Annotated in this window: 12 protein-coding genes and 1 tRNA gene; 10 read left to right on the forward strand and 3 right to left on the reverse strand. The window is 69.0% G+C overall.

Annotated features, from left to right (window positions below):
- Positions 1 to 401: NUDIX domain-containing protein (locus ABZ471_RS33525; protein ID WP_359071790.1), on the reverse strand; the 401-nt coding region annotated here is incomplete at its 3' end.
- Positions 402 to 499: 98 nt separating this feature from the next.
- Between ABZ471_RS33525 and ABZ471_RS33530 the strand changes: the two genes are divergently transcribed.
- The gene (locus ABZ471_RS33530; protein ID WP_359071862.1) at positions 500 to 673 is read left to right on the forward strand and encodes a helix-turn-helix domain-containing protein; all 174 of its coding nucleotides are present in this window, start codon (positions 500 to 502) and stop codon (positions 671 to 673) included.
- On the forward strand, positions 670 to 2,043 hold the full coding sequence (locus ABZ471_RS33535) for a site-specific integrase (RefSeq protein WP_359071792.1): 1,374 nt from the start codon (positions 670 to 672) through the stop codon (positions 2,041 to 2,043). The genes ABZ471_RS33530 and ABZ471_RS33535 overlap by 4 nt, the downstream gene beginning before the upstream one ends.
- Before the next feature lie 64 nt (positions 2,044 to 2,107).
- Here the strand turns inward: ABZ471_RS33535 and ABZ471_RS33540 are convergent, their stop codons facing one another.
- Together ABZ471_RS33540 and ABZ471_RS33545 are read right to left on the reverse strand one after the other, a co-directional pair.
- Positions 2,108 to 2,761 (reverse strand): hypothetical protein, encoded by a 654-nt coding sequence (locus tag ABZ471_RS33540; protein WP_359071794.1) that lies wholly within the window; start codon positions 2,759 to 2,761, stop codon positions 2,108 to 2,110.
- Positions 2,762 to 3,039: 278 nt separating this feature from the next.
- Positions 3,040 to 3,111: transfer RNA gene (locus ABZ471_RS33545), tRNA-Arg, on the reverse strand.
- Positions 3,112 to 3,322: 211 nt separating this feature from the next.
- Here ABZ471_RS33545 and ABZ471_RS33550 point away from each other — a divergent pair.
- The 8 genes from ABZ471_RS33550 to ABZ471_RS33585 all read left to right on the forward strand — a co-directional run bounded on the left by ABZ471_RS33550 (position 3,323) and on the right by ABZ471_RS33585 (position 14,471).
- On the forward strand, positions 3,323 to 3,820 hold the full coding sequence (locus tag ABZ471_RS33550; protein WP_359071795.1) for a response regulator: 498 nt from the start codon (positions 3,323 to 3,325) through the stop codon (positions 3,818 to 3,820).
- 131 nt (positions 3,821 to 3,951) lie between these two features.
- Entirely contained in the window at positions 3,952 to 4,950 is a 999-nt protein-coding gene (nrtL, locus tag ABZ471_RS33555; protein ID WP_359071796.1) for an ArgS-related anticodon-binding protein NrtL, read from the forward strand.
- A 59-nt stretch (positions 4,951 to 5,009) separates the two neighbouring features.
- A complete protein-coding gene (gene lysA, locus ABZ471_RS33560) occupies positions 5,010 to 6,401 on the forward strand; it encodes a diaminopimelate decarboxylase (RefSeq protein ID WP_359071797.1) in 1,392 nt (463 codons plus the stop codon).
- Between the two features lie 159 nt (positions 6,402 to 6,560).
- Complete coding sequence (locus tag ABZ471_RS33565; RefSeq protein ID WP_359071799.1) at positions 6,561 to 7,853, forward strand: homoserine dehydrogenase; 1,293 nt, start codon at positions 6,561 to 6,563, stop codon at positions 7,851 to 7,853.
- A gap of 6 nt (positions 7,854 to 7,859) precedes the next feature.
- Positions 7,860 to 8,918, forward strand: coding sequence for a threonine synthase (thrC, locus tag ABZ471_RS33570; protein ID WP_359071801.1), 1,059 nt, complete (start codon positions 7,860 to 7,862; stop codon positions 8,916 to 8,918).
- Positions 8,919 to 9,224: 306 nt separating this feature from the next.
- A complete protein-coding gene (thrB, locus tag ABZ471_RS33575; protein WP_359071802.1) occupies positions 9,225 to 10,142 on the forward strand; it encodes a homoserine kinase in 918 nt (305 codons plus the stop codon).
- A gap of 402 nt (positions 10,143 to 10,544) precedes the next feature.
- Positions 10,545 to 12,536 carry a transcription termination factor Rho gene (gene rho, locus ABZ471_RS33580; protein WP_359071804.1) on the forward strand — a complete coding sequence of 664 codons (1,992 nt, stop codon included), beginning with the start codon at positions 10,545 to 10,547 and terminating at the stop codon, positions 12,534 to 12,536.
- Positions 12,537 to 12,758: 222 nt separating this feature from the next.
- On the forward strand, positions 12,759 to 14,471 hold the full coding sequence (locus ABZ471_RS33585; protein WP_359071864.1) for a trypsin-like serine protease: 1,713 nt from the start codon (positions 12,759 to 12,761) through the stop codon (positions 14,469 to 14,471).
- The last annotated feature ends 40 nt before the right edge of the window (positions 14,472 to 14,511 follow it).

Here is a 14,511-nt window from a genome sequence, read left to right on the forward strand (position 1 = left end):
GGCCGACTGACCCCCGTCGAATACGAAACCGTCATGACCACACCGGCTCTCCAGGCCGCGTGATCAAACCTGTCACCCAAACCTGCAGCAGACCCGACCTCGGACATGCGCTCGCTGACCTCTTCGGGGCTGAGCCAGTCGACGGCCGTCGACTCGCTCGAAGTGCGCTCGGTCCCGCCGGCAGGCTTGCAGCGGAAGACCAGGGCCACGATGCCTCTGGTCGTGTTCTTGTAGACCCCGGTGAGTTCGTCCACCTCGACGTGGATGCCGGTCTCCTCCAGGACCTCGCGGGCGACGCCGGCCTCCGGGGTCTCCTCGATTTCGAGTACACCGCCGGGCAGTTCCCAAGTTCCGTTGTCGGCACGGCGGATCGCCAAAAGGCGGCCGTCGTCGCGTACCACTACCCCGGCCAGGGACTGTCAAACGACGTCTTACAGTCCCCCCGTGCCCTGCAAGACCAACTCACCCAGGAAGGAGCGCTGACGTGAAAGACGAGATGATGACTGTGCGGGAGGTCTGTACCGAACTCAAAGGTATTTCGCGGCGCACCTTCTACCGGTGGCGGGAGTTGGGGCAGGCGCCACAGGCTTTCAAGCTGCCCAACGGGGAGTTGAGGGTGTGGCGCAGTGACTTCAACGCCTGGCTGAACGCCCGAGAGAGGGTGGCTGCGTGAAGTCTCTGGACGTCAAGGTCTGGGGCGTACGCAAGAGAGACACTAAAACGCCATCGTACGGGGTCCGCTGGTCGGTGGCGGGCAACGTCTTCTCTGACTCCTTCCGCACCAAGGCGCTTGCTGATCACTACCGTGCGAAGCTCATGCGGGCTATGCGGGATGGGGAAGGGTTCGACACTGAGTCTGGTCTGCCGGTCTCGATGGAACAGAAGAAGTCGCCTGTCTCGTGGTACGACTTTGCCCTCAGGTACCTCGCAATGAAGTGGCCTCACGCTGCCCCCAATACGCGAGATGGCATCAACGAATCCCTTACAAGCGTGACCATGGAACTGCTCGTGGAGCGCTCGGGACGGCCGTCCGATGAGGAGCTCCGCAAAGCACTGCGTAATTGGGCCTTCGTGCTGCCAGGGCCGAACGACCGGGAAGTCCCGCACGACGTCCAGAATGTTCTGCATTGGCTTTCCAAGGCCTCTCGCCCGCTCGCGGATCTTGCTGAACCTGCGACGGCTCGTGCCGTGCTCGACGCGCTGAAGCTCAGGCTCGACGGCACTGCAGCAGCCGCTGAGACCGTGCGGCGAAAGAGGCGGACACTCGTCAACGCTGCCAATTACGCGGTGGACCTGGGGGAGCTGCGGGAGAAACCGATCACGGCCGTTCGCTGGCAGAAGCCCAAGGTGTCCAATCAGATAGATCCGCGCGTGGTTGCCAACCCCGAGCAGGCACGCAGTCTCCTCGCGGCTGTCTCCTATGTGGGCGGCTACCGGCGAGCCCGCGGCCGTCGCCTCGTGGGTCTTTTCGCCGCCATGTACTTCGGCGGTCTCCGGCCGGCAGAAGCGGTCGGTCTCGTCGAGACGGACCTGGTCCTTCCCAAGCAGGGCTGGGGCTCGGCCCTGCTCCACCGGACTCGCCCGTCGGTCGGAAAGCAGTGGACTGACTCGGGGGAGACTCACGACGACCGCGGGCTGAAGAACCGACCGACCGAGGATGTCAGGCGAGTACCTATCCCGCCCCACCTCGTCGCCGTGCTCCGCGAGCACCTCGCCACCTTCGGCACGGCTGACGACGGGCGGCTCTTCTTCAGTGAGAAGGGTTCCGTCGTCCCGTCCTCGACGTACTACCGCGTGTGGCAAGAATCTCGGTTCCTCGCGCTGCCGCCGGCCGTCGCGGCCTCGCCGCTCGCGAGCCGCCCGTACGACCTTCGGCACTCGGCGTTGTCGACGTGGCTCAACGCGGGCGTCGACCCCACCGAGGTGGCCGAGCGTGCCGGCAACAGTGTTGAGGTACTTCTTACCCGCTATGCGAAGTGTCTCGATGGACGGCAGGACGTCGCCAACCGGCGCATCGAGGACCTGCTGCATGAGTACGACTGATGCAGCCTGCCTGTGTCCGAGGCCCCTGGCATCTTGTCCTGGAGCCTCATCGTTTCCGCTCCCGTCAATTGGATCCAGCAGCCTGGGCTCGTTCTGCGGCGAGTACACGCTCAAGGCGGTGCCGCTCGCTGCTGAGCGCGGCGAGCATCTGCGTACGGGTCTGCTCGAAGTGAGGGTCGACCTCGACGCCGAGGTCATGACGCAGAACGACCCGCAGTAGGTACACGCCATCGGACAGCGGGCCGTTGAACCATGCCTTCGCGCGCTGATACGCCTCATCGAGGTTTGGGCTGCTCGGCAGCTGTCTGACGACTGAGTAGCCGACTTGGAGCGTCCCGTTGAGCGTCGAGGCCACGTGCAGGACATCCTTCGCGAGAGCCATCTGCGCCTGGGAGTACTGGTCGGCCCAGGCCTCCTTGGCGGCGTCGAGGACTGCGGGATCGACGCCTTCACCGCGCTCGGCCGCGTGGACGGCATCTCGGGCAGCGATTCGGTAGGCGCGAGCCGTGGAGTTCAGATGGGCATAAAGATCGCGCTTGGCCTGCTGCGCTTGCTCATGGCGTTCCTGCTCCCGGTCACGATCGGCACGCTCGTTTTGCTCCCGGTTGGCGCGCTGGCTGAGCACTGCTCCACCCAGAGTCCCGCTCAGCGTTCCTCCGACGCCGATGAGCGCGACGGCAAGCGTGGTCACATCCACGAGATCCCCCAACTCGTCCATTCGTGTGTCCGCGGGCGGCGACTGAAGACGGCACGACAGCCTCCAGTCATGCTCATGCACTCGGCCCGCACAAGGTCCGAGACCGGGGTGACGAGAGTGAGGAGCAGCTTTGCTCGACTCTAGGGACTCACCTGCGGGAACGCTCCAAGATCCCGTCCACAGCTCGTCCACGGACCCCGACATACGGCGGCTACGAGCGGCATACGGCTGCACATACACCAAGACCCCGACCTCAGCGTTACTGCTGGTGACGGGGTCTTTGGGCACCTCATGCTGGGTGCCCCCGGCAGGATTCGAACCTGCGCACACGGCTCCGGAGGCCGTTGCTCTATCCCCTGAGCTACGGGGGCGTGTCGGGCGCTGAACTTTTTACTTGCGGCGACGGGTAGAACCCTAGCAGGTCTTTCGGGGTGATCAGGAACGGGTTTCCCGGGGTGTGCCGGGGTGGGTTCACCGGCGAGGGTGGGGCTGGTCGACAGGGGGCGTGGGGTGGGTCCCTCGCAGGGGTTGGAAGTGGGGAAAGCCCGGACGCGGTGGCCGGTCCGGACCTACTCTCGAGTTGTGCCAGGCGCGTCGGGTCGGGTGCTTGTTGTGGACGACAACAAGGTCATCCGGCAGCTGATCAGGGTCAACCTTGAGCTGGAGGGGCTTGAGGTGGTGACCGCGGCCGATGGTGCCGAGTGTCTGGATGTGGTGCATCAGGTGCGGCCCGATGTCGTGACACTCGATGTCGTCATGCCCCGGCTGGACGGGCTCCGGACCGCCGCTCGGCTTCGGGCCGATCCGCGGACGCACGACCTTCCCCTCGCCATCATCAGCGCGTGCACCCAGTACGAGGTGGAGGCCGGCCTTGGCGTCGGCGTCGACGCCTTCCTCGCCAAGCCCTTCGAACCCGCGGAACTCGTCCAGCTCGTCAAGCACCTGATCGAGCGGAGGCCGGGGAGCGGGGGCGGGGAGCGAGAGGAAGGTGAGGGGGAAGGGGATGGAGATGCGGATGAAGATGGCGAGGAAGGTGGCGTTCCGGATGAGGTGACCGACGGGGTCTCCTACGGCGGGTAGCAGAACGGATCCCTCGCCCCTCCCTCGGCGGTAGCCGAACGGGGTTGCGGCCCCTCCACACCTGCAGCCACCCCCACCCCCCACACAAACCACCTCGCATACCCACCCCCCACCTCCCCTACGCTTGTCCCGTGACCCCCGTCGAGCTCTCCCGCACCGTGTTGGACGCGGTGCGTCGTGCTGTCGATCAGGGGGAGCTGAGCGTGACCGTGCCGGAGCGGGTCGTGGTGACCGAGCCGGGGGGCGGGGGGTGTGGGGACTTCGCGACCAATGTCGCGCTCCAGCTCGCCCGCGGGGCCGGGAAGCCGGCGCTGCAGGTTGCCGAGATTCTGCGTGGCCGTCTCCTCCGTGCCGAGGGGATCCGGGACGTCGTCGTCACCGGGCCCGGGTTCCTCAACATCAGTTTGGGAGATCAGGCCGGCCTTGCCGTCGCCGTCGTACGGGAGATCCGTGCGCGTGGCGGCGCCTACGGGCACAGCGATGCCCTGGCGGGGAAGGTCGTCGTCCTGCGGATTCCTTACGAGGTCCGGGCCGAGGTCGTCGCCGATGCCGTGGTGCGGATCATCGCGACCCAGGGCGGGCGCGGTGAGGTCGAGCACGGTGAACCCGTGAATCTGCGGCCCGTTCCGGCGCCGGAGGATCCCGCGCCGCTCGGGGCCGACGCCGCCCAGTGGGCCCTGCTCCATCCCGCGCCGCACGACCGGCCCCGGATCACCGCCGATCACCTCGTGCAGCGGGAGGGCAATCCGTTGTTCCGGGTGCGGTATGCGCACGCCCGTGTCCGGGCCGTCTGCCGTAACGCCGGTCGCCTCGGGTTCGGAGCCGAGACCGGGCCCGTGGAGGCCCGCGACGCCCTCGACACCCGCGACGCTCACGACATCGTCACCGCCCTCGCCGACCACCCCCGCATCCTCACCGCGGCCGCCACCCATCGCGCCCCGGACCGGCTTGCCCGGCATCTCGTCACCGTCGCCGATGCCGTCCTGCCCTTTCTGCCCACCGTGCTGCCGCGCGGCGAGGAGAAACCCTCGGCCGCCCACCGCGCCCGGCTCGCGCTCGCCGAAGCCGCCGGGACGGTGCTGGCCGGTGGCCTGTCCCTGCTCGGCATCGACGCACCCGAACATCTCTGAGGGCCCACGGACGCCCGTATGCGCCCCGGAGAGAGACAGAGAGTCTGAGAGTCCACGTCATGAGCCGTTCCGCCCATCCCGCCGGGCCCCGCCACGCCGACGTCCTGCCCGAGGGGCACTACTCCGCACCGCCGACCGACCTGAACGCCCTCGACCCCAAGGTGTGGGCCCAGACCGTCAGCCGGAACGAGGAGGGTGTCCTCACGGTCGGCGGGATTCCCGCGACCCGGCTCGCCGAGGAGTTCGGGACGCCCGCCTACATCCTCGACGAGGCCGACTTCCGCGCCCGGGCCCGCGCCTGGCGTACCGCCTTCGGCACCGACGCCGACGTCTTCTACGCGGGCAAGGCCTTCCTGTCGCGTGCCGTCGTGCGCTGGCTGCACGAGGAAGGGCTCAATCTGGACGTGTGTTCCGGCGGGGAGCTGGCCACCGCTCTCTCCGCCGGCATGCCCGCCGAGCGGATCGCCTTCCACGGAAACAACAAGTCCGTCCAGGAGATCACCCGGGCCATCGAGGCCGGCGTCGGGCGGATCGTCCTCGACTCCTTCCAGGAGATCGTGCGCGTCGCGCACATCGCGCAGTCCCTCGGCAAGCGGCAGAAGGTCCAGATCCGGATCACGGTCGGGGTCGAGGCGCACACTCATGAATTCATCGCCACCGCGCACGAGGACCAGAAGTTCGGGATTCCGCTCGCCGGCGGGCAGGCCGCCGAGGCCGTACGGCGGGCCCTCCAGCTCGACGGGCTCGAACTGATCGGAATTCACAGCCACATCGGGTCGCAGATCTTCGACATGTCCGGGTTCGAGGTCGCCGCCCATCGGGTCGTCGGGCTGCTGAAGGACATCCGGGACGAGCACGGGATCGAACTGCCCGAGATCGACCTCGGCGGCGGGCTCGGCATCGCCTACACGAGCGACGACGACCCGCGCGAGCCGCACGAGATCGCCAAGGCGCTCACCGAGATCGTCACGCGCGAGTGCGAGAGCGCCCGGCTGCGGACTCCGCGGATCTCCGTCGAGCCGGGGCGCGCCATCGTCGGTCCCACCGCGTTCACGCTGTACGAGATCGGCACCGTCAAGCCGCTCGACGGGCTGCGGACGTACGTATCCGTCGACGGCGGCATGTCCGACAACATCCGCACCGCGCTGTACGACGCCGAGTACAGCGTCGCCCTCGTCTCGCGTACCAGTGACGCCGAGCCGATGCTCGCCCGTGTCGTCGGCAAGCACTGCGAGAGCGGGGACATCGTGGTCAAGGACGCGTTCCTGCCCTCCGACCTGGCACCGGGTGACCTCGTGGCCGTACCCGCGACCGGTGCCTACTGCCGGTCGATGGCCAGCAACTACAACCACGTGCTCCGGCCGCCCGTCGTCGCAGTGAAGGACGGCGAGGCGCGGGTCATCGTCCGGCGCGAGACGGAGGACGACCTCCTGCGTCTCGACGTCGGCTGAGAAACAGCTGGAAAACCGGGCTGGGGATGCCGGAGAATTTTCGGTCTTTCCGTCCCAGCGAAATGAAATAGACGTCTCACGATCCGGACGAAGGGTAGAAACCCCCGTCCGGTGAGTGAGACTGGTCCAACCGTAGACGGTATGAGGAAACGAGGTCGGATGATGCGTACGCGTCCGCTGAAGGTGGCGCTGCTGGGCTGTGGAGTGGTCGGCTCAGAGGTGGCGCGCATCATGACGACGCACGCCGACGACCTCGCCGCCCGGATCGGGGCCCCGGTGGAGCTGGCGGGGGTCGCGGTACGGCGGCCCTCCAAGGTCCGCGAGGGTATTCCGCAGGAACTCGTCACCACCGACGCCACCGCCCTCGTCAAACGCGGCGACATCGACGTCGTGGTGGAGGTCATCGGCGGGATCGAGCCCGCCCGGACCCTCATCACCACCGCGTTCGAACACGGCGCCTCCGTCGTCTCGGCCAACAAGGCGCTGCTCGCCCAGGACGGGGCCGCCCTGCACGCCGCCGCCGAGGAGCACGGCAAGGACCTCTACTACGAGGCCGCCGTCGCCGGTGCCATCCCGCTGATCCGACCGCTTCGCGAGTCCCTCGCCGGCGACAAGGTCAACCGGGTGCTCGGGATCGTCAACGGGACCACCAACTTCATCCTCGACAAGATGGACAACACGGGGGCCGGGTATCAGGAGGCCCTCGACGAGGCCACCGCCCTGGGGTACGCGGAAGCCGACCCGACCGCCGATGTCGAGGGGTTCGACGCGGCCGCCAAGGCCGCCATCCTCGCCGGTATCGCCTTCCACACGCGGGTGCGCCTGGACGACGTCTACCGCGAGGGGATGACCGAGGTCACCGCGGCCGACTTCCGCTCGGCCAAGGAGATGGGCTGCACCATCAAGCTGCTCGCCATCTGCGAGCGCGCGAAGGACGGGGCGTCCGTCACCGCGCGTGTGCACCCCGCCATGATTCCGCTGAGCCATCCGCTCGCCTCCGTGCGCGGCGCGTACAACGCCGTCTTCGTGGAGTCGGACGCGGCCGGCCAGCTCATGTTCTACGGCCCCGGCGCCGGCGGTTCCCCGACCGCCTCCGCCGTGCTCGGCGACCTCGTCGCCGTCTGCCGCAACCGGCTCAACGGCGCAACGGGGCCCGGTGAGTCGGCGTACGCCGCCCTGCCTGTCTCGCCCATGGGCGAGGTCGTCACCCGCTACCACATCAGCCTCGACGTCGCGGACAAACCGGGTGTACTCGCCCAGGTTGCGACCGTGTTCGCCGAGCACGGGGTGTCGATCGATACGGTTCGGCAGCAGGGGAAGGACGGCGAGGCCTCCCTCGTCGTCGTCACCCACCGCGCGTCCGACGCCTCCCTCACCGGGACCGTCGAGGCGCTGCGCAAGCTCGACACCGTGCGGGGTGTCGCCAGCATCATGCGGGTTGAAGGAGAGTAACCAGCAATGACTCACCAGTGGCGCGGAATCATCGAGGAGTACCGGGACAGGCTGCCGGTCTCCGACACCACGCCGGTCGTGACGCTCCGCGAGGGCGGCACGCCCCTCGTGCCCGCGCAGGTGCTCTCCGAGCGCACGGGCTGTGAGGTCCACCTGAAGGTGGAGGGGGCCAACCCCACCGGCTCCTTCAAGGACCGTGGCATGACCATGGCCATCTCCAAGGCCAAGGAGGAGGGGGCGAAGGCCGTGATCTGTGCCTCCACCGGCAACACCTCCGCCTCCGCCGCCGCCTACGCCGTCCGTGCGGGCATGGTCTCCGCCGTGCTCGTGCCGCAGGGCAAGATCGCGCTCGGCAAGATGGGCCAGGCCCTGGTGCACGGCGCGAAGATCCTCCAGGTCGACGGCAACTTCGACGACTGCCTGACGCTGGCCCGCGCGCTGAGCGACAACTACCCGGTGGCGCTGGTCAATTCGGTCAACCCGGTGCGCATCGAGGGCCAGAAGACGGCCGCCTTCGAGATCGTGGACATGCTCGGCGACGCGCCGGACATCCATGTCCTCCCGGTCGGCAACGCGGGCAACATCACCGCCTACTGGAAGGGCTACCGGGAGTACGCCGCCGACGGCATCGCCACCAAGACCCCTCGCATGTGGGGGTTCCAGGCCTCCGGCAGTGCCCCGATCGTGCGCGGCGAGGTCGTCAAGGACCCCTCGACCATCGCCACCGCGATCCGCATCGGCAACCCCGCCTCGTGGCAGTACGCCCTTGCCGCGCGGGACGAGTCCGGCGGTGCCATCGACGAGGTGACGGACCGTGAAATCCTGCGCGCCTACCGGCTGTTGGCCGCACAGGAGGGCGTCTTCGTGGAGCCCGCCTCCGCCGCCTCCGTGGCCGGTCTGCTCAAGGCGGCCGAGCAGGGCAAGGTCGATCCGGGTCAGCGCATCGTCTGCACCGTCACCGGCAACGGTCTGAAGGACCCCGACTGGGCCGTCGCCGGCGCCCCGCAGCCGGTCACCGTCCCGGTCGACGCGGTCACCGCGGCAGCGCGCCTCGGCCTGGCCTGAGCGCCGGTCCGAGCATGGTCCGTGCACCGGTCTGACCAGGGGCAACCCGAGGCAGGGTGCACGGGGGGCTTACGACACGCATCGTGCGCCTCCTGTGCGCCCTATGTCGCCACAGAACCTTCCTTCGATAGGCTGTACTGAACCCGCCTACCGCATATGCCCCTGCGTGTGGGCATCGGGCCGCGCCGTCTCCGCGACCCGACGGGTCTTCGTACGCCATCGAATGTCCATCGATTCCGCCGCATGGCATTCGAGTCCATCGGATGTCATGCGACAGTCACGCAGCTCAAGGAGAGTCTTCGAGCGATGGCCGGTCCAGCCTTCCGCGCCGCCGCCGTCCGGGTGCGCGTTCCTGCCACCAGCGCCAACCTCGGGCCGGGCTTCGATGCCCTGGGCCTCGCGCTGGGGCTCTACGACGACGTCGTCGTCCGGGTGGCCGACTCCGGGCTGCACATCGACATCGCGGGTGAGGGCAGCGAGACCCTGCCGCGAGACGAGCGCCACCTTCTCGCACGCTCCCTGCGCACCGCCTTCGATCTGCTGGGCGGACAGCCCCGCGGCCTGGAGATCGTCTGCGCCAACCGCATTCCGCACGGCCGCGGGCTGGGCTCCTCCTCCGCCGCCATCTGTGCCGGCATCGTGGCCGCCCGCGCGGTGACCATAGGCGGCGAGGCCCGGCTCGACGACGCCGCGCTGCTGGAACTGGCCACCGAGATCGAGGGTCACCCGGACAACGTGGCGGCCTGTCTGCTCGGCGGCTTCACCCTGTCCTGGATGGAGGCCGGCGCCGCCCGTGCGATCAGGATGGAGCCCAGTGATTCCATCGTTCCGGTGGTTTTCGTGCCCGGCAAGCCGGTCCTGACCGAGACCGCGCGCGGCCTGCTCCCGCGCACCGTGCCGCACGTCGACGCCGCCGCCAACGCGGGCCGCGCCGCCCTGCTCGTCGAGGCCCTCACCAGGCGCCCCGAGCTGCTGCTGCCCGCCACCGAGGACCGCCTCCACCAGGAGTACCGCGCCCCGGCCATGCCGGAGAGCGCCGCGCTGGTGGAGCGGCTGCGGGCCGACGGGATCCCGGCGGTCATCTCGGGCGCCGGGCCCACCGTCATGGCCCTGGCCGACGCCGAGACCGCCGACAAGGTGGAGGCCCTGGCCGGCGCGGAATGGGCCGCCAACCGGCTGAGTCTGGACGCCCAGGGAGCGAGCGTGCTGCCGCTTGCGCCCTGACACGCGGTTGCCGGATTTGGAGAGGGGGAATGTTTGTTGGATCCGGTAGTGTTAATCTCAAGTCTGCACCCGACCCCACCATGGCGAGGTGCTTCGTGTCCCCGTCCGGGACAGACATTCTTCCGGGAGCCTCCCAAGTCACTCCGTGTTCCGTGCGCCGTACCTGGGCAGTACGTCGTATGCGGGCATTGAGCGGGACGCCGGGCACGCTCCGGAATCGGTGCTACCACGCCACGTGACACTGGGTGCCACAGCTCGCGGAAGCGCCGTCACCAGAAATCTCTTCCGCCGCTTTGGCGGACCACCGCCCCGGCACGGTTCACAGAGACAGGACCGTAGTCGGACAGCACAACCGGTCGCCGAGCCAGACAGGCCGACGTCCGCTCCAGGGAAGGACCCTTCGTGAGCGACACCACCGATCTGATGGGCGCACGTGTCGAGGAGACCGCTGCCGCGCCCGCCACGGACGCCTCCGCGCCTGCCACCGGTGCCGGCTCCCGGCGGCGCCGCGGTACCGGCCTCGAGGGCATGGTGCTGGCCGAGCTGCAGCAGGTCGCCTCGGGCCTCGGCATCAGGGGCACCGCGCGCATGCGCAAGAGCCAGCTGATCGAGGTCATCAAGGAGGCCCAGGCCGGCGGGGGCGCGGCTCCCAAGGCTGCAACCTCCCCCGCCGGGGACGCCACCGAGACCAAGCCCAAGCGCCGGGCCACCTCGAAGGCCCGTACGGGCGAGGCTGCCGCCGAGAAGAAGGCCGAGGCCAAGTCCGAGGCCCCCGCCGAGAAGGCCGTGGCTCAGCAGCAGATCGAGATCCCCGGCCAGCCGGCCAGCGACGACGCCCCGACCGAGCGCCGTCGCCGCCGCGCCACCGCCGACGCAGGCAGCCCGGCCGCGAGCAGCGCCGAGACCGTCGCCGCCGAGGCGAAGAGCGAGCCCAAGGCAGAGACGCCCGCGCAGCAGGGCGAGGCCAAGGGCGACGCCGGTGACGGCGAGGGCCGTGGTCGTCGGGACCGCCGCGAGCGCGGCCGCGACCGTGACCGCGACCGTGACCGCCGTGGCAAGGGCGACGAGCAGCAGGGCGGCCAGCAGCGTCAGCCGCAGGGCCAGCCGGGCGGCGGCCGCCAGGACCGGCAGCAGCCGCAGGACGACGACGACTTCGAGGGCGGCCGCCGTGGCCGTCGCGGCCGCTACCGCGACCGCCGTGGCCGTCGTGGCCGTGACGAGATGGGCGCGGCCGAGCCGCAGCTGGCCGAGGACGACGTCCTGATCCCCGTCGCGGGCATCCTGGACATCCTCGACAACTACGCCTTCATCCGGACCTCCGGCTACCTGCCGGGCCCGAACGACGTGTACGTCTCCCTCGCCCAGGTCCGCAAGAACGGCCTGCGCAAGGGTGACCACGTCACCGGTGCGGTCCGCCAGCCGAAGGAGGGCGAGCGCCGCGAGAAGTTCAACGCGCTGGTCCGCCTCGACTCCGTCAACGGCATGGCGCCCGAACACGGCCGTGGCCGCCCGGAGTTCAACAAGCTGACCCCGCTCTACCCGCAGGACCGCCTTCGCCTGGAGACGGACCCGGGCGTGCTGACCACCCGCATCATCGACCTCGTGTCGCCGATCGGTAAGGGCCAGCGCGGTCTGATCGTGGCCCCGCCGAAGACCGGCAAGACCATGATCATGCAGGCGATCGCCAACGCGATCACCCACAACAACCCCGAGTGCCACCTGATGGTCGTCCTCGTCGACGAGCGTCCGGAAGAGGTCACCGACATGCAGCGGTCGGTCAAGGGCGAGGTCATCTCCTCGACCTTCGACCGTCCGGCCGAGGACCACACCACGGTCGCCGAGCTGGCGATCGAGCGCGCCAAGCGTCTGGTGGAGCTGGGCCACGACGTCGTCGTGCTGCTCGACTCGATCACGCGTCTGGGCCGTGCGTACAACCTGGCCGCGCCGGCCTCCGGCCGCATCCTGTCCGGTGGTGTCGACTCGACCGCCCTGTACCCGCCGAAGCGCTTCTTCGGTGCGGCCCGCAACATCGAGGACGGCGGCTCGCTGACCATCCTCGCCACCGCGCTGGTGGACACCGGGTCCCGCATGGACGAGGTGATCTTCGAGGAGTTCAAGGGCACGGGCAACGCCGAGCTCAAGCTCGACCGCAAGCTCGCCGACAAGCGCATCTTCCCGGCGGTGGACGTCGACGCGTCCGGTACCCGTAAGGAAGAGATTCTGCTCGCCAGCGACGAGCTCGCCATCGTCTGGAAGCTGCGTCGGGTGCTGCACGCCCTCGACCAGCAGCAGGCGGTCGAGCTGCTCCTCGACAAGATGAAGCAGACGAAGTCGAACGCGGAGTTCCTGATGCAGATTCAGAAGACGACGCCGACGCCCGGGAACGGCGACTAGCCGGTAGGTACTGGGTAAGAAAGGCCGCCCCCTGTCACCAGTGACGGGGGGCGGCCTTTCGGCGCTGAGAGGTACGGGAGCGCAGCATGCGCCCCTCCCGTCTCACCTCTCCCTGGGAGCACTCCCTTGCCCACGCCCCTGTCCGGGCGGCACAGACGTCGTATACGCCTTGCCCTGCCCCTTGCCGCTGTCGGTGTCGTCGGCGCCGTGACCGCCGCGCTGATGACGACGTCCGCGGGTGCGGCCACCCCGCTGCCGAAGCCGGCCGGCGAGCCCGTCGTCGGCCAGCCGTCCCAGGCCACCCTGCTGCAGCGCATCGCGGGGGCCTCCGGCACCGACGCGCCGGCGACGGCGAAGGCCGGCAGCCCGTCCACCGTGTCGCCGATGATCATCGGAGGCAAGCAGACCACCATCTCGACGGCGCCCTGGATGGCCCAGCTCTGGTACTTCGACGGCAAGGGCACCAGCGCCACCGGCGACGACCTCGGGTTCTTCTGCGGAGGGTCGGTCGTCTCACCGACGAAGATCCTCACCGCCGCACACTGCCTCAGGGACAAGGACAACAAGGCCTACGACTGGAAGGCCCACGGTACGGTCGTCACCGGCACCGACCAGCTGGCCACCGGCACCGACCTGCAGGGCGGCCAGGCCACGGGTGTGCTGCGCCAGTGGAACAACCCGTCGTACAGCCCGGCGAAGATCGACAACGACATCGCCGTGCTCACGCTGGCCGTCCCGGTCAAGGCCACGCCGATCCGGATGGTCACGTCCGGCGACACCGCCTCCTACACGAGCAGCGGCGCCCAGCTCTACGGCTGGGGCCGCACCAGCTCCACCAGCGACGACATCTCCGGCACGCTGAAGACGGCCACGCTGCCGATCCGGTCCGACAACACCTGCTCGGGCTACTACGGCAGCGGGTACGTCAAGGGCCACATGGTGTGCGCGGGCAACCCTGCCAGCGGCAGCGACTCCGGTACGACCTCCGCCTGCAACGGTGACTCCGGCGGGCCGCTCGTGGTGAACGGCCGGATCGCGGGCGTGGTGTCCTGGGGCGTTTTGGACTGTGTGAAGAAGGGCGCCTACAGCGTCTTCAGCAAGGTCTCCACGTACGTCGGCGCGGTCTACCCGCAGATCGACGACAGCAACCTGAGCCTCCTCAACGGCAAGCCCGACGGCAGGGCCGACCTCTTCGTGCGGTCCTCCTCCACGAAGACCGGCTACGAGAAGGACTCCAACGGCACGTCGCTCGCCGCCCGGGTCTCCCTCGGCGACTGGAGCGGCGCCAACCTGGTCCTCCAGACCGACCTGAACCGGGACGGCTACCAGGACATGGTCTATCGGACCAGCTCCACCGGTGACGTGTACTGGGACCACGTCGTGCTCAACAGCGACCGCACCCAGGGCACCTGGACCACGACGAAGGTCTTCTCCGACTGGAAGACCCGCACCCGGATCATCACCCCGGGCGACGTCACCGGCGACTACCTGCCCGACGTGCTGTCCGTGGACTCCGGCGGCACCCTCTGGATCTACCCGGGTAAGGGCAACGGCACCTTCGGCACGCGCGTGCAGGTCGGCACCGGCTGGGGTCAGTACAACGTGGTGCAGGGCCACGGCGACTTCACCGGCGACGGCAAGACCGACCTGCTCGCCCGCAGGAGCAGCACCGGGGACCTGTACCTGTACAAGGGGACCGGGAACTCCGGCTCCGGCGCGTTCTCGGCCCGGATCAAGGTGCGCAGCGCCTGGACCGGCTACAACGCCTTCGACGCGGTCGGCGACGTGAGCGGGGACGGCAAGGCCGACTTCCTGGCCCGCACCCCCGGCGGCACGCTCTACCTGTACAAGGGCACCGGGAAGGCGACCAGCGAGATCTTTGCCACACGTGTCTCGGTCGGCACCGGTTTCCAGGCGTACGACCTGTTCGGCTGAAAACGCAGGTGAGCGGGGTTCATCCCGTTTGAAGCGGCTA

This window comes from Streptomyces sp. NPDC005728 (assembly GCF_040630895.1).
In the GTDB taxonomy this organism is placed as follows: domain Bacteria; phylum Actinomycetota; class Actinomycetes; order Streptomycetales; family Streptomycetaceae; genus Streptomyces.